At 44.0% G+C, this 24,454-nt stretch carries 22 protein-coding genes; 10 read left to right on the forward strand and 12 right to left on the reverse strand.

Annotated elements, in window-relative coordinates; translation table 11 throughout:
• The first annotated feature begins 65 nt into the window (after positions 1-65).
• Positions 66-2,609 carry a Tex family protein gene (locus tag BLR43_RS06780; protein WP_071002550.1) on the forward strand — a complete coding sequence of 848 codons (2,544 nt, stop codon included), beginning with the start codon at positions 66-68 and terminating at the stop codon, positions 2,607-2,609.
• Between the two features lie 115 nt (positions 2,610-2,724).
• On the opposite strand, the gene BLR43_RS06785 is transcribed toward BLR43_RS06780, so the two are convergent.
• Positions 2,725-3,234 (reverse strand): hypothetical protein, encoded by a 510-nt coding sequence (locus tag BLR43_RS06785; protein ID WP_093069815.1) that lies wholly within the window; start codon positions 3,232-3,234, stop codon positions 2,725-2,727.
• Between the two features lie 722 nt (positions 3,235-3,956).
• Entirely contained in the window at positions 3,957-5,243 is a 1,287-nt protein-coding gene (locus BLR43_RS06790; protein WP_093069817.1) for a saccharopine dehydrogenase family protein, read from the reverse strand.
• A gap of 410 nt (positions 5,244-5,653) precedes the next feature.
• On the opposite strand from BLR43_RS06790, the gene BLR43_RS06795 reads away from it, so the two are divergent.
• The gene (locus tag BLR43_RS06795) at positions 5,654-5,809 is read left to right on the forward strand and encodes a DUF1328 domain-containing protein (protein WP_021814049.1); all 156 of its coding nucleotides are present in this window, start codon (positions 5,654-5,656) and stop codon (positions 5,807-5,809) included.
• Between the two features lie 110 nt (positions 5,810-5,919).
• Here the strand turns inward: BLR43_RS06795 and BLR43_RS06800 are convergent, their stop codons facing one another.
• The 4 genes from BLR43_RS06800 to BLR43_RS06815 all read right to left on the reverse strand — a co-directional run bounded on the left by BLR43_RS06800 (position 5,920) and on the right by BLR43_RS06815 (position 9,577).
• Positions 5,920-6,213 carry a 4a-hydroxytetrahydrobiopterin dehydratase gene (locus BLR43_RS06800; RefSeq protein ID WP_071002546.1) on the reverse strand — a complete coding sequence of 98 codons (294 nt, stop codon included), beginning with the start codon at positions 6,211-6,213 and terminating at the stop codon, positions 5,920-5,922.
• A 109-nt stretch (positions 6,214-6,322) separates the two neighbouring features.
• A complete protein-coding gene (locus BLR43_RS06805) occupies positions 6,323-6,616 on the reverse strand; it encodes a GNAT family N-acetyltransferase (RefSeq protein WP_093069819.1) in 294 nt (97 codons plus the stop codon).
• A gap of 224 nt (positions 6,617-6,840) precedes the next feature.
• Complete coding sequence (locus BLR43_RS06810) at positions 6,841-8,208, reverse strand: fatty acid desaturase family protein (RefSeq protein ID WP_093069821.1); 1,368 nt, start codon at positions 8,206-8,208, stop codon at positions 6,841-6,843.
• Positions 8,209-8,368: 160 nt separating this feature from the next.
• On the reverse strand, positions 8,369-9,577 hold the full coding sequence (locus BLR43_RS06815) for a flavin reductase family protein (RefSeq protein ID WP_093069823.1): 1,209 nt from the start codon (positions 9,575-9,577) through the stop codon (positions 8,369-8,371).
• Positions 9,578-10,008: 431 nt separating this feature from the next.
• Between BLR43_RS06815 and ettA the strand changes: the two genes are divergently transcribed.
• Positions 10,009-11,670 carry an energy-dependent translational throttle protein EttA gene (ettA, locus tag BLR43_RS06820; RefSeq protein WP_071002540.1) on the forward strand — a complete coding sequence of 554 codons (1,662 nt, stop codon included), beginning with the start codon at positions 10,009-10,011 and terminating at the stop codon, positions 11,668-11,670.
• A 98-nt stretch (positions 11,671-11,768) separates the two neighbouring features.
• Here the strand turns inward: ettA and plsB are convergent, their stop codons facing one another.
• Positions 11,769-14,573, reverse strand: coding sequence for a glycerol-3-phosphate 1-O-acyltransferase PlsB (gene plsB, locus BLR43_RS06825; protein WP_093069826.1), 2,805 nt, complete (start codon positions 14,571-14,573; stop codon positions 11,769-11,771).
• Positions 14,574-14,820: 247 nt separating this feature from the next.
• Here plsB and ybaK point away from each other — a divergent pair, with 247 nt between their 5' ends.
• Both ybaK and BLR43_RS06835 read left to right on the forward strand, forming a co-directional pair.
• Positions 14,821-15,309, forward strand: coding sequence for a Cys-tRNA(Pro) deacylase (ybaK, locus tag BLR43_RS06830; protein ID WP_058024885.1), 489 nt, complete (start codon positions 14,821-14,823; stop codon positions 15,307-15,309).
• Between the two features lie 88 nt (positions 15,310-15,397).
• A complete protein-coding gene (locus tag BLR43_RS06835) occupies positions 15,398-15,772 on the forward strand; it encodes a 5-carboxymethyl-2-hydroxymuconate Delta-isomerase (RefSeq protein WP_093069829.1) in 375 nt (124 codons plus the stop codon).
• 78 nt (positions 15,773-15,850) lie between these two features.
• Here BLR43_RS06835 and BLR43_RS06840 read toward each other — a convergent pair whose 3' ends face one another.
• Both BLR43_RS06840 and BLR43_RS06845 read right to left on the reverse strand, forming a co-directional pair.
• Positions 15,851-16,327 carry a hypothetical protein gene (locus tag BLR43_RS06840; RefSeq protein WP_093069831.1) on the reverse strand — a complete coding sequence of 159 codons (477 nt, stop codon included), beginning with the start codon at positions 16,325-16,327 and terminating at the stop codon, positions 15,851-15,853.
• A gap of 114 nt (positions 16,328-16,441) precedes the next feature.
• A complete protein-coding gene (locus BLR43_RS06845; protein WP_093069833.1) occupies positions 16,442-18,262 on the reverse strand; it encodes an acyl-CoA dehydrogenase C-terminal domain-containing protein in 1,821 nt (606 codons plus the stop codon).
• 498 nt (positions 18,263-18,760) lie between these two features.
• Here BLR43_RS06845 and BLR43_RS06850 point away from each other — a divergent pair, with 498 nt between their 5' ends.
• Positions 18,761-19,885: an FUSC family protein gene (locus BLR43_RS06850; RefSeq protein ID WP_093069836.1), complete on the forward strand. Its 1,125-nt coding sequence runs from the start codon at positions 18,761-18,763 to the stop codon at positions 19,883-19,885.
• Between the two features lie 36 nt (positions 19,886-19,921).
• Here BLR43_RS06850 and aroE read toward each other — a convergent pair whose 3' ends face one another.
• A complete protein-coding gene (gene aroE / locus BLR43_RS06855; RefSeq protein ID WP_093069839.1) occupies positions 19,922-20,785 on the reverse strand; it encodes a shikimate dehydrogenase in 864 nt (287 codons plus the stop codon).
• Between the two features lie 365 nt (positions 20,786-21,150).
• Here aroE and BLR43_RS06860 point away from each other — a divergent pair, with 365 nt between their 5' ends.
• Positions 21,151-21,837, forward strand: a complete 687-nt coding sequence (locus BLR43_RS06860; protein WP_227674198.1) for a hypothetical protein — start codon at positions 21,151-21,153, stop codon at positions 21,835-21,837.
• 3 nt (positions 21,838-21,840) lie between these two features.
• Complete coding sequence (locus BLR43_RS06865) at positions 21,841-22,827, forward strand: aminotransferase class IV (protein WP_227674197.1); 987 nt, start codon at positions 21,841-21,843, stop codon at positions 22,825-22,827.
• Here the strand turns inward: BLR43_RS06865 and BLR43_RS06870 are convergent.
• The gene (locus BLR43_RS06870; protein ID WP_244265486.1) at positions 22,824-23,537 is read right to left on the reverse strand and encodes a DNA-methyltransferase; all 714 of its coding nucleotides are present in this window, start codon (positions 23,535-23,537) and stop codon (positions 22,824-22,826) included. The genes BLR43_RS06865 and BLR43_RS06870 overlap by 4 nt on opposite strands.
• A gap of 79 nt (positions 23,538-23,616) precedes the next feature.
• Positions 23,617-23,817: a DpnD/PcfM family protein gene (locus BLR43_RS06875; RefSeq protein ID WP_058024875.1), complete on the reverse strand. Its 201-nt coding sequence runs from the start codon at positions 23,815-23,817 to the stop codon at positions 23,617-23,619.
• 171 nt (positions 23,818-23,988) lie between these two features.
• Between BLR43_RS06875 and BLR43_RS13605 the strand changes: the two genes are divergently transcribed.
• Positions 23,989-24,156 carry a hypothetical protein gene (locus tag BLR43_RS13605; protein ID WP_167669389.1) on the forward strand — a complete coding sequence of 56 codons (168 nt, stop codon included), beginning with the start codon at positions 23,989-23,991 and terminating at the stop codon, positions 24,154-24,156.
• A 94-nt stretch (positions 24,157-24,250) separates the two neighbouring features.
• Positions 24,251-24,454, forward strand: a 204-nt coding sequence (locus BLR43_RS14025; protein WP_143007414.1) for a helix-turn-helix domain-containing protein, incomplete at its 3' end; no start/stop codon positions are given.

Raw genomic sequence — 24,454 nt, forward strand, 5'->3', positions numbered from 1 at the left:
AGGATTTTTATTCATGCAGCTTTTGCTATAATGCAAAACTACATTTCTCAACGATTGATACGTATATGAGTAGCACTGATACCTTAACGTCATCTCAAACCTCGACAAATGCACAGGTTTTGGATGCAACCACACACGCGAATATTCACGACAAGCTTGCTCGCGCGCTTGGCATTAAGACTGCTCAAGTCAATGCGTTTGTGAAGCTTTATGATGAAGGCGCAACGGTTCCTTTCATTGCGCGTTACCGCAAAGAAAAAACGCAAAACCTTGATGACGCGCAGCTGCGTGCTCTCGAGAAGTCTCTGAATTATGAGCGTGACATGGCCACCCGACGCCTCAAAATCACTGAGCTACTGAGCACGCAAGGCAATTTGACCGATGAGCTGCAGACGCGTATCGATAATGCGACGTCAAAGCTTGAGCTTGAAGACATCTATCTGCCATATCGTCCGCGTCGTCGTTCACCGGCTGCCAAAGCACGTGCCGCTGGACTCGATGCTGCTGCGCAAGCTGTCTTGACGCAAGAAATCACCCCGACAGAGGCGCTGGCTGATTATCAAGTTCAGTCAAGTATCACTGATGATAGTGGTAATGAGATCGACGTTGACTTTAGCGATATCGACAAGCAGCTTGCTGGTGTGCAAGCCATTATCGTTGATGAGTGGACGCAAGCATTGGGGTTGTTGGACAACTTACGCAATGGTTTTGCCAAAACTGCCAGTATCGTATCGAGCGTTGCGAGCGAAGAAAAGCGTGAAGTTGGCGAAAAGTTCAAAGACTACTTTGAGCATAGCGAAAGCCTGGCTCGACTGCCAAACCATCGCCTATTAGCGATGTTACGTGGTCGTCAAGAAAACGTCTTGGGTCTAAAAATCGAAGGCGAAGACGCACCATTTATCGAAAAAATTATCAATCATTTCGATGTCGATGCCAAAGCGCCAGCAGCACGCCGTGAGTTTTTGACAGAGGCGGCCAGTAGTTTGTGGAAAGACAAATGGCGTCCACATATCGAGCACCGCTTACTGACCGAAAAGCGCCTAGCTGCAGAAGCAGATGCGATTGATGTGTTCGCTAGTAACTTACAGCATTTATTGATGGCTGCACCAGCAGGCCCTAAAGTGATCTTAGGTGTCGATCCTGGTATCCGTCATGGCGTAAAAATGGCTATTGTGGATGCGCAAGGTCATGTCATGTCAGATAGCGAAGAAAAACCTGTCATCGCGACGGTTTATCCGTTTGCCCCTGACAACAAAATGGATGAAGCCAAAAAAGTCATTGATGAGCTATTAAGTACTTATGATGTTGATTTGGTCGCGATCGGTAATGGTACGGCAAGTCGCGAAACCGATGCGATGATTAAAGAGATTTTGGCCGCGAACGCTGCACTTAAAGCCAAAGCTGTCATCGTCAATGAATCAGGCGCTTCCGTCTATTCGGCGAGCGAGCTTGCTAGTGATGAGCTTGCCAATTTAGACGTGTCGGTGCGCGGTGCTGTGTCTATCGCACGTCGCTTGCAAGATCCGTTATCAGAGCTTGTCAAAGTCGATCCAAAAGCCATCGGTGTAGGTCAGTATCAGCACGATGTGAACCAAAACCAGCTCGCAGATAGTCTTGATAAAGTGACTCAAGATAGCGTGAATGCGGTTGGTGTTGATGTGAATACAGCGAGTCCTGCTATTTTGGCACATATCGCGGGTCTGAACCGTAATGTGGCGCAGCAAATCGTGACTTATCGCCGCGAGCACGGGGCATTTGATAGCCGTGAAGCACTCAAAAATGTTCCACGTCTAGGCGCTAAGACCTTTGAGCAAGCAGCAGGTTTCTTACGCATCCATAATGGCAGCAATCCACTAGATGCGACAGGCGTGCATCCAGAGAGCTATGCCTTGGTTGATAGCTTACTCGCACAAGCCGGCAAGCCTTTATCAGAAGTCATCGGTAACGATGGTGTACTGAATGCTATCGATACGACTGCGCTGGCTGCTAACGATGATAATGTCAGCGTAAAAGCGATTATCGAAGAGCTTGCTAAACCTGCACGCGATCCACGTCCTGAGTTTAAAACGGCTAACTTCCGTGATGATGTCAATAGTATCAAAGATTTGAGCGAAGGTATGCAGCTTGAAGGTGTGGTCACTAACGTAACGGCCTTTGGCTGTTTCGTTGATGTCGGTGTACATCAGGATGGTTTGGTCCATATCTCTCAGATGGCCAATGACTTTGTCGCAGATCCCATGAACCGCGTCAAACCTGGTGATATCGTATCGGTTCGTGTTATTTCTATCGATGAAAAACGTGGTCGTATCGGATTTAGTATGAAGCCTGAGTCTGAAAAACCTGTCCGTACGGCTGCTAAGTCTACTGCAACCAGTACAGATGGTGAAAAAGTGAGCCGTCCACGCAGTAATCAGGCGAATAGTGACCGTCCAAATAATAGTCGTTCTGCTGCTGATAAGCGTTCGTCTAAGCCACGTGGTAAACGTCAGGACAATACGAATAGTAACCGTAGCAAACCGATCAAAAACGATAAAGCGCAAGCACCTAGTAAAATGGGTACACTTGGCGCCTTGTTACAAGAAGCTGGCGTGACTAAAACTAAGAAATAGCCAAAATTTATAGCCGTGTGCAACAAAAAAGGCAGCCAATTGGCTGCCTTTTTATATGTCACTTATTGATAGTAGTAAACTATTAGTCATACTATTCAATCAAGCACTGTCATTATTAACGAATGGTGAAACGACGGTTTTCGTTAAATTGCACTTGACCAGGCTGAGTCGCTAAAAGCTCACCACGACGGTCTTTTTTCTTTTCTTGTAAGGTAATCTCGACTGGCTTTTCGCGCATGTCAGCTGGGGTTATTTGGCTGCTTTGAACATCATTTGTCATCTGAGTAGGGCGTTCAGCGGTAGCACGGGCCTGAGCCAATTCAGCTTTAACTTGATCTTCAGACATTTCTTCGTCCGCTGTAACGGTCATATCTTCGTCCATGCCACCTTCTTTAGATTCCATATCTTCATTTATCGCGTCCATGTTGTTGTTATCAACAGCACCCGGTTGAGTAGCGACAAGCTCGCCATCAGGGCCTTCTATTTCGGCTTGCAAAGTATTATCGACAGGAGTGGTACGCATATCTGCTGGCATAATGTCACTGGTATCGACAGGTGCAGCTATTGCTGCCGCTGGCAAAACAAGTGTCGCTCCTAAGACTAACGATAAAATATTCTTTTTCATTATAAAACTCCGAATTCGATAAATGAACAATGATTAAAAGCAGCTGCCATATCTATATATAATTATGTCTAAAATGCAGATAATTGAGGACAGCCAGATTTTGGTTAGACCTTACTATAATTTGTAAAAACAAAGTACCAGTTATATAGCTGACATTTCAGTAGTAAACTCATTAAGGTTCTAACAGCTTGGTGTATTGTTGTGACGTTATGAAACTATTAAGCCCACATCTCATTTAAGAAATGAAGTAAGCATTTGGATCTATTTTATTCAACAATGATAGATTTACCAGTATTTGTATCGATAACAGGCTGCTAAAAACCTTTATCTGGCACACGAACTACTGGAAAATTTTGACTAATATCAATTCGATCAATAACATTATTTTAGAGAAATATTTTTACTAGATGATGTTTTTTGAAGTGAACTTTGATTAAAATTTTTAAATGAATATTCTCTATAACAATCAAACCGTAATGTATTTTGTCCTAGCGTATTGAGGAGAATATGGCTGTGCCATTAGACTAAAAATCTGTAGCATAATGTACTAAAAAATCGAAAAACCGCAACATTGATTACCAAAAAATACGCTATTAGCATTCGCTAATATGATAGATGAGCGCTATAAAATTTGCGTATTAAAAAACCGCACCTTGTTATCAAGATACGGTCATGAAAATCATCAGCATTAATAAATCATTATTTAAATGTTTTACATTCGGTTAACCATCGATAACTTCAAAGCTTAGACCTGAATGTTCTTCTAAACGGGCTATGAGCTTATCACCCATCGCAGAGGCAGGCGTCCAGAATCCGCCGCCAACGTCTTCTTTACTGATATCTTGTGCCAGACATAATGCTGCCTGCGCGAGCATACGAGAAGTGCTACCGTAACCAGGATCTTTATCGCCGGTAACTTTGACCGTGATGGTGTCGTTTTTAGCTGTTTGACCGAAATGGCGAATATCAAAGTAGCCATTTTCCTGCTCATCCTTAGAAGGGCCTGTGCCTGCTTTGGGCAGAACATGCTTGGACAATAACTCACGGCTTGGTTTAATCATCATGGCAGTGGCAAATCCTAGTAGACCCGCGCTCATCGCGTAGCTTGATAACTTACCTTTGACACCATCTTTCATCCACATGGCTTCGTCATATTTAAAATCGCGACCGTATTCGTAACCGAGTAGCTGGTTACTGCGATGGACAATACGTGTGTTGATACTCGCCATCACAAAGGGCGCCAACCAACGTTTATGGGCGCTGTCGTATTCTGGTTTGCTGACATTGTCTTGACGTACATTGGGCACATCTGTGTCATCGTTTAGTAGATAAGGGTTGGCTACTTGCTTACGGCGTGATTTATCTTCACCAACTTCTTCGAATATCGTCGCCATCGAGGCAATCGTACCACCAGAGATGCCGCCTTTTGCCGCTTTTACGCGCATGTGAATCACGTTACAAGCTTCTCCGAACTTCTCTTCTGCTTTGGTTTGCGTAAAGTAAACACCCAAATCTGATGGGATAGAATCAAAGCCGCAAGAGTTGACAATCCGTGCGCCGCTTTGTTTGGCAGTATCTTGATATTTGTCCATCATGTCTTTGATAAAGATCGCTTCACCAGTAAGATCGACGTAATCGGTACCATTTTCGGCACAAGATTTTATCAAAGGTTCGCCATATTTGAGGTAAGGGCCGACGGTTGAGATGATGACTTTTGTCTGTTTGGTCATCTCATCAAGGCTGGCAGAGTCTTTACTATTAGCAATGATAATATCTACTTTGCTCTCAAGTTTCGACTGTAGCTCATTGAGTTTTTCTTCATCACGTCCTGCAATTGCCCAAGTGACGTTAGAGCCATCTTTATTTTTAGCATTGGATAAAAAATTGGTTAAATAGTGAGCGGTGATTTGTCCGACAAAGCTTGTTGCGCCATATAAGATGACGGCATAAGGGCGGTTGTCGCTAGTATCTTGTTGTGCGGTTTTTGCGGTATCCGTCTCGGTACTCATAAGTATTGTCCTTAATATATTGGATGATAATGTGACTTTAAACTATAAACCAAGTGGTCTGAATAAGTTAGAAGTTTATGGGGTCGCGACAGTTTTCATTGCCACATCTATTTTTCAGAAATTTTTGATGTTATTTATATGCAACCATAAGACAATCAATAATTTAGCAAATAAGGTGCTCATCATCCTAAATAATATGTTTATAGACACAAGAAAAAATAAAAGGTGTTAACACTTGCTACAAACTTTACATAATCTACTGACATCATTACTAAAATGCACGTTGTTTAAAGAGAAATATTGCTAGTCTATGTTTGTAAGCAGATATGACTGGTATTAGAAAAAAAAGTTAAATCAATACTATATAAAGTTTACTATCTGATTTTTAACAATTATTTGAGGAGAATATTATGTTTCGTTGGGCTATTATCTTTGCAGTAATCGCACTGCTAGCAAGTTTATTAGGATTTGGCGGCGTTGCAGGACTGTCTGCTAATCTGGCATACATCTTCTTAGCAGTCGCTGTGATTTTATTTATTGTGGCGTTTGTTAGTCGCAAAATGTAAACACAGCTTATTACTATAAAAAATCCAGTATAAAAAAAGACCCTCAATTGAGGGTCTTTTCTTATGTTCAACTAAAGCACTTCAGTTACTCATTTAACAGAAATATAAGGCTATAGACGTTTGGGTTGCACGATATGCTCCATGCGTTTTGCAAGGCGAATGTCCAAACTAGAAACGCCGCCGGTGTCCTGATTGGTTAGGCGTACCTCGACTATATTGTATATATTACGCCATTCCGGATGATGTTCGAGTGCTTCAGCATAAAATGCCGCTTGGTTCATAAAACTCATCGCCTCAATAAAATCGCTGAAGTGATAGGTCTTGACGATACTATTGCCATCACGCTGCCAACCAGCAAGCTCTTCTAACTGTAGATCAATTTGCTTGTCAGATAAACTACTCATATTAATAACCTTTATTGTTATACGGATTGGTTTATTAAAAGTTATATTGGGATGGATCTCCTAATCTAAAATTGCTGCATACTAGTTGTTTGGGATAAAGGGCGGTAAGCTATACCAAATCTTGGTACTCAGGGTGCTTGCTGATATATGAGGCCACAAACGAGCATTGCGGCACAACCTTTTTATCATGTTCACGGGCGTAATCTAGCGCATGTTTGACTAGTGCTGAACCGACACCTTGACCGCCTAACTGTCGCGGAACGATCGTGTGGTCATAGACGAGGGTGTCATCACGGTCTTGATAGCTGATATAGCCCGTCTGACCATCGACGGTAGTCTCAAAACGATTCGCTGCTTGATTATGTGCGATATCTAGTGCTGATTTAGTGGTTTGGTTACTCATGATACAACTCCATTTATTATTATCGAATTTTTAATAACTGCCATATTTTCTAAGGATGAATGAAGAAGGCAGATTTATTAAATACTACGTCATCAGTAAATATTTTGTGCTTGGTTGAGTATGTATGATTGATATCAAACAATCTAGTCGCTTACCGTAATAGTCGTTATGACGATTGTTAATAGTATTAATGTCTTTTAATCTGCGTTAAAAATGTGAATATATCACCATATATAAGCTATCGCTTTACGAACGACGGGTGGTAAGAATCGACTAAGACCCTTTGCTGTCTCGCTCTCTGGTGTCGACTTATGTGAGTGAGTGGTGGTATCCGCAGCCGATACCGACTGGTAGGCTTGCCACTTTTGCTCGCTGGGCTTACTAAAGTGATGAATACGTCCTATTACTTGTCGTAGCTGTGTGCTAAAACGCCCAGTGTTGTAAGGCAAATCATATTTATGACAGATGGCTTTTACTTGCGGGGCAATACTGGCATAGTGGCTAGCTGGCATATCAGGAAAGATATGATGCTCAATCTGATGAGACAAATTGCCAGTCAAAATGTGAAACCATTTATTCCCTTTGATATTACTAGAGCCAAGAATCTGACGCACGTACCAGTCGCCTTCGCTCTCATCCGCATCGAGATGGGTATAGATGTGAGCCTGCTCTGTAAAATGGCCACAGAAAATCACCGCCCACGTCCACAGGTTACGAACCGTATTGGCTGCTATGTTGCCACTCAGTGTGCTCATAGCGCTACGACGACCTAAGGTCAAGGCGGCTACGGCTGGCAAAGCCACATAATCTTTACCAACTTGGCGGGCAATTTTGGCAAATAGTGCACGAGATTTTTGCTGCATGATTTTATGCAAGTTAGGGGAGTCGGCGTATTCATCGACACTGATCTGAATATCATGAAAGGCAACCGCCCACTCAAAGCCAAAGGCCAATACGGCAGTACTAAACATATTGTAGCGATCTTCTGGCGTCCAAGGCTGCTCATCTGTCACCCGAATCAAGTGATAGCCAACGTCATGGTCGCGCCCAACAATATTGGTAAACGTATGGTGTAGATAGTTGTGCGAGTGTTGCCATAATGGGACAGGGCAGACAATGTCCCAATCAAACTTCTGACTGTTCAGATGCGGATGCTGCATCCAGTCGTATTGACCATGCATGACATTATGCCCAAGCTCCATATTGTTGAGTATTTTGCTAAAACTAAGTATTGACGTACCCAACAGCCAAGCCCCTATCTGCGAGCGGCGTGATGACATGCGTCCTGCGACAGCCAGTAAACCACGGGCGACAAGCTCACTATAGACCACAGTCGCATAAATCCGCTGAATGTATTTGGCGTCATCGCTACCTAATGAGTCCATCACACCTTCATATAGCGCATTTAATTCTACTGTCAAGGCATCACTTTGTGCTTTGGGTAAAGGCGCCTGCGTCACAGTGGGATAAGGCGTTTGCTGTGATGATAGAGTTGGCTGCTCGCTACTATCTCTTGCCAACTGTGCATCGGACAAAGGCGTCAACATGGGTACGGCAGAATGTGCTGTATCAATAGGTGGTAATAAGCGCATATATAATCCTTAACCGAAATGGCACGAATAAGCAGCACTGGATTCGATTTTATGAGTCATCTAAGTTTTAGCATACAATATGAATTAACATCAGTCTATTTTTTGGTTTTAAGAGGGCGATAGTCAGGGGTTGGTGGTCGTATTTTTAATTTCAGCAGGGCTAAATGTCTAACACCACGTCTGTCATGGCGATATTGATGCAGGTTTGGATAGACTCGTAACCATCACTACTTATCTTGTAAGTTTGGATGTTTTTGACCACGCCGCTCACTTTATTGCAGCGGCACAACTGGCAAATTCCTTGCCTACAACCATGCGCCAGTCGTATACCTGCGTTTTCGGCAGCGACCAATAATGTAGTGTCGCTATCGAACTGCCGTTGCCGTGATCGCAAATACACCGTATGCGACTCTGTCTGTAGTGCATTATCTAGTACTTGATTACCACCGCTATCAAAATCAGGCAGTGCGCTACCGAAATTCTCTATAATAATATTGTCACGTAGCTGATTGCCTTGCGGTAAAATGATTTCTGACACTGCTTTATATAAGCCAGCTAATAACGCTTGTGAACCGCAGGCAAATATCTGAGTATCTACCAATGGTAGATTAAGTGATAACAGACCCTCTGCACTTAAGTATCGTTCGCCAGCCAAATAAGTCGCAGGGTTATCAGTATGGATAAAATGATAGCTGAAGGCTGGATAGATATCGCTCAGCTGTTGCCACTGATGTTGAAACTGGGCAAGTTTCGTTCGATTATAATGTAGCAACGCTACCTGATGTCCGTCTGCTAGTGCTTGCGCAATAAGTCCTAGCATAGGCGTGATACCGCTACCGCCAGCGACAAATAATAAAGGGTGTAGTTTTTGGTTATCTGGTTCTCTATTATCTAAACTTGTCTTTGCCTGTGCCAAAGTAAAATGACCCAGTGGCATACTGGTATCAACGATGCTAGATAGCGACAGTTGCTTGGTCAAATAGTCAGATACTAACCCTTGCGGTTTAACAGCAATAGTAACCGTATGGCGTTGGCTTTTTGCTGACTTAGTAATGACGGCATCATCTTGCCACCACAATGGCTGATTCGCCAATCCTACGAGTGAATAGCTGCGCTGATGATAAACCCCATCGATAAAAACACGTAAATCAAGATACTGACCGCCTTGCCAATCATCTGCCCCTTTGGATATCTGCTGCCTAAACGCTCGATTGGTCTCAAATTGCAGTGCAATTAAATCATCACTCATCTCGTATCGAGCAATAAGGCGTAGCTTGGGTGTCGTCAATGACCAAAACGGATGTAAGCGCGACCCGATAAAATCGACAAACGCACGTTGAACTATTTCAGGGCGATAGCCGTTGGCCATTAATCAGTACCTGTATAAATATTATTAAAAATATATGAGAAATAATGACTCAGCTTATAGCCAGTTTCATTAATGGCATACTAAACCATTATTTTTTGCGCTGTTAAGCCACTCTAATATGTTAACGGCTATTGATTAACTTTGCGAAAGTTTTGATGCTATTTTTTGTGGTTTTTATCAAACAGCAATGAATCAGAATGTTAAGCTCGTAACCTCAGAAAAATATTTTTGCCCGCTTTTATCCAGAAACAGCGATACTCTATGACAAAAGCTGCAAAACAAGGGGTAAAACAACCTGTTAGCTTGCAGGGTATGCGCCACAATGCGATAATGAACGATAATTTGTAACCCTGATTTTGAGTTACGGCACGCTTGGCAGCAGCGCTGAGTGGTATTTGCTGTTCTCTTCTATGCAGTCTATCGGAGTGTTAATGGCTCAATATATTTACACGATGAACAACGTGTCAAAACTTGTTCCCCCTAAGCGTGAAATCTTAAAAAATATCAATCTGTCCTTTTTCCCGGGTGCCAAAATTGGTGTCTTAGGCATCAATGGGGCAGGTAAGTCGACCTTGCTACGTATTATGGCGGGTGTGGATACTGAGTTCAGCGGTGAAGCACGTGCGCAAACAGGAACCAAAGTTGGTTACTTGCCGCAGGAGCCACAACTCGATGACAGCAAAGATGTGCGCGGCAACGTCGAGGACGGCATGCGTGAGGCGTTAGATGCGTTAGCGCGCTTAGACCAAATCTATGCTGAGTATGCCGAACCGGATGCTGATTTTGACAAACTTGCTGAAGAGCAGGGCAAAATGGAAGACATTATCCAGTCATGGGATGCACACAATCTAAATAACCAGTTAGAGAAAGCCGCCGATGCGCTACGTCTGCCACCATGGGACGCGGACGTGAGTAAACTGTCAGGTGGTGAAAAACGCCGTGTTGCTTTATGTCGCCTGCTACTATCACGTCCCGATATGCTGCTACTCGATGAGCCTACTAACCATCTGGACGCCGAATCAGTCGCTTGGCTTGAGCAATTCTTGCAAAACTATAGCGGCACTATCGTTGCCATTACCCATGATCGTTATTTCTTGGATAATGTGGCGCAGTGGATTTTGGAGCTTGACCGAGGCTATGGCTACCCGTATGAAGGTAACTATACTGAATGGTTAGAGCAAAAAAACAAGCGCTTAGAGGAACAACAGAAGCAAGAAGAGTCGTTTGCCAAAGCGCTGAAAAAAGAGCTTGAGTGGATTCGTAAAAATCAAAAGGGTCAGCAAGCGAAGTCTAAGTCGCGCGTACAGCGTTTTGAAGAGCTGAACTCAAAAGAATTCCAGCAGCGAAATGAGACCTCAGAGATTTATATTCCGCCCGGTCCGCGTCTAGGTAATAAAGTTATCGAGGTCAATAACATCTCCAAGTCGTTTGGCGATCGTTTATTGTATGAAAACCTAAGCTTCAATGTCCCAGCGGGTGCTATCGTTGGTATCATCGGTCCAAATGGTGCGGGTAAAACCACGCTATTTAACATGATTACTGAGCGTGATACCCCAGATACTGGTTCGGTTGATTTGGGCGAAAGTGTCAAGGTTGCCTATGTCGGTCAGGTGCGTGACAACCTAGACGACAAAAAGACCGTCTGGGAAGAAGTATCAGACGGTCTTGACATGATTACTGTCGGTGACTACACCACGCCAAGCCGTGCGTACATCGGCCGCTTTAATTTTAAAGGCTCAGACCAGCAGAAACATGTCGGTCAATTATCAGGTGGTGAGCGTAACCGCTTGCAATTGGCAAAAACCCTAAAGCAGGGCGCAAACGTACTGCTACTCGATGAACCCTCGAACGACTTGGACGTTGAAACCTTACGTGCGCTAGAGGATGCGATTCAAGTATTCCCAGGTACGGTCATGGTCGTCTCGCATGATCGCTGGTTCCTTGACCGTATCGCCACCCACATCTTGGCGTTTGAAGAAGAAGGCCCAGTGTGGTTCGATGGCAACTACAGTGAGTTTGAAGCCTATCGTAAAAAGACAATGGGTGATGACGCCACGCCTAAGCGTGCTAAGTATAAGAAAATCACCAACTAATACCATTGTTTGGTATATTGGAACTGCATAAAAAAAGACCGCTAATCAATAGCGGTCTTTTTTGTTTAGCTTAATTGTTTAAAAGTCATGACTAACGATTAACGCTTACGCCCAAATTTACGCTGCTTTTTATTACTAATCTCAGTAATAGCACGAGTGATTTCTTCTTCGTTTAAACTTGCGACTTGCTGCAAGATTTGCATCATATCAGGCGTCAGCACATATTTGGCATGACTGGCGATGTCATTGATACGATGGTCAAAGGTCAATATGCCCGTTTCATCATCTTTTTGTAGATAATCAAGACGAGTCAAAGCGCTGATAAAGCTAGTAAATAATGCGCGATCAAAGAAGTCAGGAATATCATCGGCATACAGTACAGACAAGCGTTGTCCAAGCAAATGGCACAGGTCAACGACTTCGCTTTCGGTCAGATTACCAGAGCCCTGCTGAGCGAGTAGGGCAAGCGTCATAAAATAACGCTCAAGACTTTGCCCAACGGGTGTCGCCAGTACTTGTAGCTGTTGATAGCGCTTGCTATTAGACTCAGGAACACTAAGCGTGTCATCACCCAACTCAACAATCAACCCATGAGAGAGTAAACTATCGACTTTTTTGTTGAGCGTCTCCGCCAAACCATGCGCTGGGTAGTATAAGAACAGCTCACCTTGCAAGAATGGGTATAACTGCTCAGCGATACTATCTAAACGACTGCGTTTGATACGGCCGTTACGTGCCACTAGCGCTGATAAGAAAGACAGCAAGATAAAGACGTGTAGAATGTTATTGCGGAAATAGCTGAGCAATGCCGCTTGCTTGCCAGCGACCTGAATGATATCGCCCAAGATGTGCGGCGTACGCTCTATGAGTTTTAGCTTGATGCCATAATCAATGATTTCTTGCGGGCTCATATCTGTGATGACAGTGTCATCTGCATAAGGAAGCTGTTGCGCAAGGCCTTGGTACAAAGCGATTTGCTCACGGCAACTGTTTTCATCCAGTGCCGCTTTCGGTGCGGATAGTAGTACCAATGATAGCAGCGACACAGGCGTTATCACGGCAGCTTTATTGATGTGCTGCATGACTTTTACACCGATATTATCGACCATGGCACTGGCTTTTTCATCGAGTGGGGAGTCGGTGCGATCGGACGGTAAGCTGTTGGCTGGAACATCGAACTTTGTCATAAAATCGCTAAGATGCAGCGGTGTACCAAAACTTAGATGTACATTACCAAAAATACGCTCAATTTTACGACCCACTTTGAGTAGCCCAATCAACGATTCTGATTCTTTTGGTTTGCCCTTTAACTCACCGATATAAGTGCCGCCTTCCATAATACGCTCATAACCAATATAAGTTGGGATGAACACCACAGGCTTATTGGTTTGACGTAACTGGCTATGTACCGTCATCGCCAGCATACCCATTTTGGGCGGTAGTAGGCGACCTGAACGTGAGCGACCACCTTCAATGAAGTACTCGATCGGCGTATTACGCGTGATAAGGGTATGCATATATTCACGCAATACGGCGGTATAAAGGGCATTGCCACGGAAGCTACGACGAATATAAAAAGCGACAGCGCCGCGCAATAACGGTCCCAATACTGGCACATCTAAGTTATCACCTGCTGCGACATAAGGGATACTCAAACCGCGTTTGTAGATGACATAGGACAGCAATAGATAGTCAACATGACTGCGATGGCACGGCACATAAATCAATTCGTAATCGGTTGCTAGATCGCGAACACGCTCAAAATGATGGACTTCCACGCCGTCATATAACTGTGTCCATAACCACGTTAAAAATTTATAAAACCCACGAATAATGGAATGAGAATAGTCATTCACCATCTCATTGGCGTATCCTCGCGCTTGACTACGAGCGTCGCGTACGCTGGTGCCTTTTTCGGCAGCTTCCAGCTCTATTGCGTGCTTAATCGCTGGCGAGTAGACCAGTTTATCGACCAAATTACGTCTATCTGACAAATCAGGGCCCAGCATACTGGCGCGCTGCTTGTCTAAATAAATCGTCAATTGCTGCTGTAGCATCCGCACGAGTTCACGATTGCCATCAGCAGCCGCCACGAGCGTATAGCTGGGTGATTTTTCAGCATCAGTTTTGACATCATTATCCGTCGTTGCTGATTCAGTATCTTGTGAGTCTGTAGCAGGTGAGCTTTTAGCACTTGAATCCTCAGAAACCAAATCTTTAGAAGCTAAGTCAAAAACGTTAGGGCCCGCGCTTTCACCTTTGAGGCTATCATTGATGATAGTACGCAAATCTTGGGGTGGGTGGAATTGTACAAAGGTATCACGGCCCATCACGCCGATATTAAATAACTGCTTGCTGATACTCGGGTCTTGCCAATTGTCAGCGGTTAATAGTTTAAATAGCGAGTCTTCTTTTTCAGGGGCGCGTCCCCACAGGATAGATACGGGTACTAGGCGCACCTTTAGCTCTGGATATTGCAATACCGCAGAGACTAAGCGAGAAAGGCGCGGAGACAACTGATTGTCTTTGGCACTTGGGTGATTCAAAAATATGATGGCTGCATTTTCTTTGATATTGTGAGCCGCGTCATTGACCCCAACCAATGCAGGCGGCAAGTTATGCTCTTGCGTCTGCAAATCGATCAAAATACTGTTGGAGCGAGAATAATCCTGTAGCACATAAAATCTAAGTACCTGCTCGTCGCTATCAAAATCAGGCAATTCACCCAATAATTTCGGTTTGACAGCAACATCGAGTAGCTGTCCCGATAGTTTACGATACAGCTGATTGATCGGAGCATTAGCGTAAGGCTTGGTGACGATTGGACTCGCGTCAGTTTCAGAAGTGCGGTCAGTGCTGACTGGCGCTTTAAAAATCCGTTTTTTTAGGAACTTCGGTATCATAATCAGTATCAAAAATAGTCAAATATGTTGCGCTTATGATGCCATAAAAGCCACTAAAGCGATATATAGTGTCTGTATATACTGCTAATATTAATACTATTGGGTTACTCACTAGTAAGCGAGCAGTGATATAAAACGGTCAAATATTTGAAAGTTACGATATTTGGCGTAATAATATATTGATGCCATGTCTATTTAATCCGTATGACGCCTATTCTTTAGTTCTATTTTATTAAGCCGAAATATTATGACGCCAGCTATCGATCTTGCCAAAAAACGCGGTCTTGATTACCGCATACACGAATACACGCATGACAGTCATGCGGCCTCTTTTGGTTTAGAAGCCGCAGAAAAGCTTGGCGTGGCGGCAGTGCAAGTGTTCAAAACTTTGGTGGTATCGACCGATACTGGCGACCTTGCGGTTGCGATATTGCCAGTAGATAAAACCCTCAATTTTAAAAAAATGGCCAAAGCCTTATCCGCGAATAAATTGTTGTCCTGCAAAAAAGTACAAATGGCAGATCCCAAGCAAGTAGAACGTAGTACCGGCTATGTGTTGGGCGGCGTCAGTCCACTCGGGCAAAAAAAGCGCCTAAAAACAGTCATAGATAGCAGCGCACAAGACCAGACAACGGTCTATGTCAGTGGCGGTCGTCGCGGTTTGGAGATTGAGTTACCACCAGCGCAATTAGCCAACACACTTGATGCGCATTTTAGTGCGATTACTGATGAATAATACAAATAAACCTTTTACGGCGATGAGGCGGAGCGCGTAAACTGATAAGCCAACTGATCTATTACTTTCTCTATTTAAGGATGTCCTCATGCCGCATTTAACCATTCAAGCCACGCCCAATGTCAGTATCCCTCACGAAGAATCATTGCTAAAATCCCTTAATAAAGCATTATGGGACAGTGGATATTTTGATAAGCCGACAGATATCAAAACACGTATCTTACCTATTGAGACGTTTTTGGTGGGTGTGGAAGATGATGAGCAAGCGAATGGGTTTATCTATGCCAATCTAAAACTGATGAGCGGCCGCGATATAGAGACTCGTAATCAGCTGGCTGAGCTCTTGGTCGCTACCATCGAAGAAAAGATCGGAGACGAGCAGTCAGGTCGTGCGGCACTGCAAATATGCGTAGAAGTCGAAGAGATTAGTGCGGTATATCATAAGAAGATGCTAGGTAGTTAATGTTGAACGCTCTAACCTTTTCCAAAGCGACTTATTCTATTTTGAATGTTATAGTTTGGAGGTGTTAAAGATCTATAGTTAAGCGGGCTTGCACAAAGACTGACTAGCAACCTTTGGTAGTATCATGACCTCAACTTTATAGCCTGCTGTTTTGCCATGAGTGGCCATAAGATTACGTGCGATACGGAGTCGGTATTTTCCCGTTTGTGGCAGACAGCCTTGATAAATGATACCGCCTTTGGTGCCATCTTGGGTACCATCCGGCATATGCAATACACCGACGTTAGCAGTCTCGGGCGTACCTGCAAGTGGTGCAATGTTAATAACGGCATATTGCTGACTGGCAGCATCGAAACGATACCACTGTTCATCGGTATGAGGAGCGAGTTTATCAGTGACGACGCTAGTAACAGCGCCTTTTGCAAAATGTAGAGTACTATCGCTACTTTTGGCCGCTGCACTGCTGATGCCAATACTGACGAGCGTGGTGCTAATGACCAATGCTCGTATATATCGAGCAGCTAAAGCCGTGTTTTTATCGTTAGGTAAAACCATTATTTGCTCCTAAATTACAGGTTGCTTTTGATAGTCTTTAATCATAATACGGTCAGTTAAACACAAAAAAGCGCCTAAATGATAGGCGCTTTTTTGTGGATTATGAATACAGTGTTAGTCTAGAAAAGCAAAGTTTTCGCTGTCCATCTCTGTCATGCTATTGCTTGGTGCGACCATGGATTCAGCATGTCCAGAGGTACGTGGTAGCAGCTTGTCAAAATAGAATTCGGCTGTTTGAATTTTCGCTTTATAGAATTCTGGTGCTTCTGTGCCACCATTTTCAAGCTTGTCATAAGCGACCGCTGCCATACGTGCCCAGTGGTAGCCCATCATGACGTAACCTGAGTACATCAAGAAGTCATCTGATGCGGCTGAGATGATTTCACGGTCTTTACGAGCCATTAGCATCAAGCGTACTGTCAAGGTGTTCCACTCAGCGCACAGCTTGGTAAGTGCCCAAACAAATTTACGCATGTCTTTATCAAGGGCATACTCGCCGCACCATTTCATGATGCTTGAGGTATAGTCACGGATGATTTTACCTTTAGATTGCAAGATAACCTTACGGCCTAATAGATCCAATGCCTGTACGCCAGTCGTACCTTCGTACATGGTCGCGATACGAGCATCACGAGCAATCAGCTCCATACCCCATTCTTTGATATAGCCGTGGCCGCCATAGACTTGCTGACCGTGTTTGGCCGCTTCGATACCAAGCTCAGTCAAGAACCCTTTTAGGATGGGGGTATAAAAACCTAGCTTGTCATCCCATTTTTCAAACTCTTCTTCATCGCCATTGGCGATGCCTTGTGACATTTTGTCCGCATAGCGTGCTGAATGATAAAGCATTGAGCGACCGCCTTCAGCAAAGGCTTTTTGCGTCAATAGCATACGGCGTACGTCAGCGTGGTGGATGATCGCATCAGCTACTTTTTCAGGATCTTTGGTACCAGAAAGGGTGCGCATAGAGCGGCGTTCTTTGGCATAGGGCAATGCATTTTGGAAAGATAGCTCAGTGTGTGCCAAACCTTGGATACCTGTACCGATACGAGCAGTATTCATAAAGGTAAACATCGCTTTTAGGCCTTTGTGCGGTTCGCCAATTAGGTAGCCAGTAGCACCATCGAAGTTCAACACACAGGTAGAAGACGAGTTGATACCCATTTTGTGCTCGATTGAACCGCAAACAACAGCATTGCGCTCGCCAGATTCGCCTTCAGCATTCGGCGTGAATTTTGGTACGATAAATAGCGAGATACCGCGTGTACCCTCTGGCGCATTTGGTAGGCGTGCTAGGACAATATGAATGATATTGTCCGTTAGATCATGCTCACCACTTGAGATGAAGATTTTGGTGCCACTGATTTTGTAGGTACCGTCATCCTGCGGGGTGGCTTTTGACTTTACCTGACCCAAGTCGGTACCACATTGAGGCTCGGTCAAACACATCGTACCTGACCATGAGCCTTCGACCAGCTTTGGTAGATAAAGGTCTTTTTGCTCATCTGTACCATACTGAAGCAGCGTGTTGATACAACCAGTTGAGAGGCCAGAGTACATCGCCCACGGCCAGTTGGCAGTACCGATCATTTCAGCTTTGATTAAGTTGATTGATGTGGGTAGGTTCATTCCGCCGTACTGTTCAGGATAAGAGATACCTTGCCAGCCGCCTTCTACAAATTGGTCATAAGCTTCTTTAAAGCCCTTTGGTGTGGTGACTTCGCCATTTTCAAAATGACAGCCTTCTTCATCGCCTGATTGATAGATAGGAGCAAGGACGTTTTCAGCAAAATCTGCCATACCCTGTAGGATCATATCTATGGTTTCAGGATCCGCGTTTTCGCCATTGTCTAGGCTTTTATAATGCGTTTGGTAATCAAATACATCATTAATCAAAAATTTGATGTCACGTAAAGGTGCTTTGTAAGTTAACATAATCGCTCTCTTTGGTTGGTTCGCTATCATGGACTTACGACGCAGTATTTGAGTCAAAAGTCATGTCAGCGATGTGTCATTATTTTAATCGAGATAGATACTATATCTGTTGTTATGAGTGCTAGTAATAAACAGCGAGTCCATTGTGAAGGGCTTTAGGACGTCCTTGTTGAGTGTCAGCTATTATTGCGTTGATATGATTATAAATCTTATAGACCAATAAATATACAATTCATAACTATTATTCATGACTTTTATTTTAATTAATCAATTTTAGTTTTATGAAATGGCTGATATATGTGCTGGATGTGCTCAAAGAGCATCTGTTATAGATGATTGATGATAAGCAGAAGACCGAAGAGTAATAGACATAATATAGTCGAACCACTATTAAAGTGTTACAGCGTTAGACTCGTTTAGCCTACTACTGTAGTACTTGCACTCGTCTGCCTTGTACCACTTTTAATATTGATTGACTATAAATAAGGCAGACCCTCTATGAGCGAGTCAAAATCACACAAACAAACCTCTTGGTTGACCGCGCTATTCACGCGTATTAAGGGGCTCATTGATGGTGAACTTGGGCATTTACTAACCGTCAATCGTAGCCGAAGGCCATGGCATATGCCTATTATTGCAGCGATTGCGATCAGTTTTCCAGTATTTGTGGGCGCTTACTTTGGTGACTTATCTGCTGGAATCAAAGCGTCGCTAGGGTCAATGATTATTTTAAACCTGCCATTGGTGGGCGGGTTACCTTATCGATTGGTAACAGTGATGGCTTGGGGGTTTGCCATGATACTCAGCTTTGCGCTGGGTTTGATGGCGCAGCAATTACCTGTACTCAGGCTGCCTGTCTTTATGCTTGTTGCGCTTAGCGTGGTGATGTTGGGTCGTTATTATAAGCAGCCACCACCAGCAGGGCTATTTACATTGATGGCTGGGGCAATCGCGCTGTTTATTCCTGTCCCGTTAGATCGAGTGCTCTCAGCGATAGGGCTTGTGTTATTGGGTAGCGGATCTTCGATGTTGCTCGCGCTACTGTATACACTGTTTTTGCTAGCCACACGTCCTATTGCCCCTGCGCCTAGTTATCATTATGAGCCAGATATGATCAGTGATAGCCTCATTGTCGTAAGTTTCATCAGTCTGGCGTTGGTAATAGCAGTTTTATTAGACATGCCTTATCCATATTGGGTGGCAATGAGCTGCTTTATTATTATTCAAGGCATCCAGCTGCGAACCATGTGGATCAAGCAGTTGCATCGTATATTGGGTACGTTGGTTGGTATGGTGGTTGCCAGTTGGATGCTGTCTTGGGGGCTGTCGACATGGGGTGTCGCCGTGGCTATATTATGTATGATGCTATTGATTGAGTCGTTTGTCGACCGGCATTATGGGCTGGCGGTGATTTTTATTACACCCTTGACGATATTTATCGCAGAGTACGGCAGCACGATGGCGGTGCCGCCAGTGGCAGGAGATGTCATTCATACGCGCATGATTGATACGGCACTTGGCTGTGTGATTGGTCTGAGCGGTGGTTTGGCCATCCACTCTACACAATTGCGTGAGCCACTGCGGCGTTTGGAGGATTGGCTGCTGCTGCGCTTTAGTGAATAAAAAGCAGCAGTTTGATGCTGCTGATTAAGAGTTCCATTAAGTATTTTGACTCAGTGCTTCTGTTGCTTTTGAGACATCAATTGTATGACCAGTCCAGCGCTCAAAACTCAAGGCTGCTTGTCCGATGAGCATGCCGTAACCTTCAGACGTTTGGGCATCACGCGCCTCGAAATGCTGCAAAAAGGGTAGGTCGCGCCCATACATCATGTCATAAGCGTATTGACAGTGTAGAGCATCATCCAGCGGCAGTTTATCGCCTGATAAGCCAATAGATGTGGCATTGATAATCATATCAAACGTGCCGCTCAAATCCTTGGTGGCACAGGTCTGAATCTGCTGCGCTGCAATCACCGAACTTGCTGCGCTCAGCTCATTCACCAAATCTACTGCTTTACTCACGGTGCGATTGGCAATAGTCAGTGAGCCAATACCTGCTTGAATCAGCGGTAGTATGACACCGCGTGCCGCGCCGCCTGCGCCAATCAGGGCAACGCGAGCACCGTCCAGTGGCCAACCTAAGCGTGTTATGTGATTGACGAGCCCTTGTCCGTCCGTATTATCGCCGTATATGGCCTCTTTTATCGACGCGCCTTGTTGTAGTAGCGCCTCATTTATCATGAGGGTATTGACCGCGCCTGCTGTTTTGGCATGCTCTGACAAGCCGCCGCGTGCCGCACAGCAGTCATAAGCGACTTGCTTAAAGGGTACGGTCACATTAGCACCCATACCGCCACCATGAAAAAACGCCTCAATGACCGCTGTAAAACTGGCAGCATCGTCAGGGCAATACTGGCGCTGATAGCGAATATCAATACCTGCCTGTAAGGCAAACTGCGCATGAATTTCAGGGGATTTGCTGTGGGCAATCGGATTGCCAATAACGATGAAGTGTTGGGTCATAAAGGGTCCATTGGCTAAAAGAGGCAAGACATCATTAAAAATGCATCGCTTACGGCCATTTATCATAAGCGATAAAATGATGATTGACAAACCAATGGCTCACTTCATAAGCCTTATATCGGGCAGAGTTTGATGAGTGATATATTTAACAAATATGTACCCTCTGGGAACGTTATGTGTAACCTAAAAGGTAGTCAAGCGCTGAGCAGTTGGGTAAACTATCGATTATATGTTAATTAGTATAATATGCTCTAATGACTGTTAGGTTATAACTTTTATTACATACATTCTTTATTAAAAAATCCTTTGTTATCGGTGGCTTGTGGGCCAGCTCGTTAATATTCTTTTAAGATCAATCTAAAAGTGTGAGTAAATTATCTATGTGGAATCATAACCTTCAGACTCTTCTAGTCGGTACGATAATGGCAGTTAGTGTGACGCTTGGCGGCTGTGATAGCACCAAAGAGGATGCTCAAAATCCAGAGACAAACGCTGAGAGCAGCGAGCAGGCTGTGGCCGAGGCTCCTGTAGAGAACAGCGCGGTAGATAATCCTGACCTAGATGGCGCGACCGCCCAACAAGGTACACCAGTAAAATACGATGTCTCGGCATGGAACGCTGACAAGGGCGAGACCCTTGGCACCGATGAGTTAGATAGTATCAAGTCAGAATTTGGTAAAGTAATAAGTACGGATGAAAATAGCCTAGACTATGCCAGTAATCCTGCCACCAAATATCGCTTTATGAAGACGGACGCGCCTTATCTAGATATTATCGACTCCGAAAAATATCTTGAGCTTGGCTGGTATTATGCCAATCCGACCGATTCTGATAAAGAAAAAGAGTTGAGCCAAGACCATGCCAAAAAAGCCTACCAACTATCGCGCCGACTGATGGGTGACGAGGGTGGCAAAATGGTCGCTGAGATGCTCAGTAACCAAATCATCAAAAACAGAGTCATTGGCGGACAGAAAGTGGAACTGGCAAAATGTGAGTTTTATAGCTGTATGCTAGTCATCAATAAATCCGCTGCCCAAACAGACAAGAGCTAAGCGATGATAGACATGAGGTCACTGCCCAACAGCTGGGTATGTCTATATCCACAAGACGATACGGCAACCAGCAAAGCGGTGACACTGTCGCCAGACAACCGCGGCCTAGCATATGCGGATGGGTTTTTTACGACCATGGGTGTGATGGACGGACTCATCCTATGGGCAGACTACCATCATCAGCGGCTCATCTCCCATGCCGACGCCTTGCATTTAGATATCGACTGCGAGGAACTACTGGCAGTATTAAAAATGTATGCCCAGCAGCTAGAGCAGGGTATGCTCAAGCTCGTGGTGACTCGCGCCGCACAAGACATTCGCGGTTATGGCTATGTACCAAGTGAATCAGGAAGCGCTTGTGAGATATGGCTAAAACCGTCTGTTATGAGAGTCTCTACGGCTGTGCAACTGTCATTACCTGACGGCAATCTAGTACCCATGCAGCCGAATGCCTCAGCGATATGTTTATCTTCACAGATTGCCTGCCTGCCGCCATCGCTGGCAGGACTCAAAAGCCTGAGCCGCCTAGATAATGTCCTTGCCAGTGGCGAGCTACAGCGTATAAAAGCTGAACCATTAGCGGCTAACGTTACAAAGAGCCTCAGTGAAGGGCTGCTACGTGATATGAGTGGTCACTGGGTTGAAGGTACGATGAGCAATGTGTTCTATCAGTTAGCAGATGAGCCTTTATGCGAATCTGAAACGCACTCTAGTGGCCACGAAGGTGTTGATAACAATCATGAGAGCTATCTAACAACAGGTCAATGGTATACGCCTTCTATGACACAATCGGGCGTTGCTGGTGTGATGCGGCAAGTGATTATTGATGCTTTGTCCGCGACAGAATATCCAGTGGTGATACGGTCGTTATCAGATGAGGATTTGCCTAGGTTGACGCGGTTATTCTTTTGTAATGCACTGCGCGGTATCATGCCTATGAGTAATTTGACGCTATTGTCAGGTGATGTTGTAGATTTTAAATCTGTTTAGCTGTTATTTCCTTTATTTAATAAACGATAGAAATGTTGTTTAAAAAACTCTTTTTTCCCTTTATGTTGTAGGTCTTCATAGCGCGCTTGGCTGAGCTGTAGATATTCAGTTTCCTGCTCAATACCAATAAAACGTCTTTCTAAGACATTACCTGCGATACCTGTTGTTGAAGATCCAGCGAAAGGGTCAAGTATCAAAGCATTTTTTTTAGTAGAGGCTAAAATCATCTGTGCCAATAATGCCAAAGGTTTTTGCGTAGGGTGCTTACCACAAGATTTTTCCCACTTAGCAATTGCTGGCAAGCGCCACACATCTTTCATTTGCTTATCGTTATTAAGTCGCTTCATCAAATCATAATCGAAGTAGTGCGGCACTTTAGGATGTTTTCTCGTCCAGATAATAAACTCTGTAGAATGAGTAAAAAACCGACAAGAAAAATTAGGCGGTGGATTGGTTTTCTCCCAAGTTATAACATTGAGTATTTTAAAACCAAGCTGCGGCAAAATACGACCCAGAGTAAAAATATTATGATGTGTACCACTAACCCATAATGTCGCATTATCTGCCATTTTCTCTCGTACAGCAAAAAGCCACTCGTAGGTAAATACATAAGCATCATTGTCACTGACAAGCTTGTCCCACTGACCTTTATTGACTGACTGTATTTTGCCATTTTTGACAGTTAAACCATCATTGAATGTACTGGTCAAGAGACAGCGCTCTACTATTATCTATACGCTTATTCATTAATGTTCACAAGTACTGAGAGCTACTTTTGGTTTGAGCTAGCTACTCATTCTCTTCTACGCCAAAGATAATAAATTCAGTATCAAGCATATCATCAGGTTCTAAAATAATATCCTCGCTTCTATACATTTCTCGCGCTTTTAGTAGAGCAGTTTCACCATCTTCTGCAACCACTTCTATAAGTGCACTCATCGTTTCGATTACTTCTATTTGATAAGTATTTGAACCGCCTGTCTTTATCATAAATATCCTCAATAATTAAAGTCTCTCATATATCACTTCAGTCATTTATACCAATTAGATTAGCAAAAGCCATCAAAAGAAGTGATCGTCTTTTGTTACTCAGACTTGTGCCATCAAGCAAATCGATCAATGATCCTTTTTCAATAGAAATGTTTAAAAGGACAATATCGTATGCGTTCAATATATAAAGAGGTAAGAGTTCCAGTACAAATCAGACGTTTGATGGTATTTAATGAAATTTGTAGATTGGCCAAAGCTAAACCTGATGAAATCATGCATTTGTCGCCTTATACCCAATTAGCTTTTGGTGTCATGTATTTAAAAGACCTCTTAGATTAACACATGAAGTGCAATACCAAATGCAAGGTGAAAAAAAGACCTAGATGCGCTAGCATCAAAGTTTTTATCCACCGACCAAAGTGAGATTGCAACCATGAGCTATACACATCTAAGCCTAGGTGAACGATACCAGATTTATGCCCTTAAAGGGGCAAAACATAGTATTAATTTTATAGCGAGGGTGTTAAACAGAAGTCCCAGTACCATATCAAGAGAGCTTAGGCGTAATAAAAGCCTACGAGGTTACCGAGCAAAGCATGCTAATAACAAGGCTTGTGACAGACGGGCTAACAACGCC

It is taken from the genome of Psychrobacter pacificensis (assembly GCF_900101915.1).
GTDB lineage: Bacteria > Pseudomonadota > Gammaproteobacteria > Pseudomonadales > Moraxellaceae > Psychrobacter > Psychrobacter pacificensis.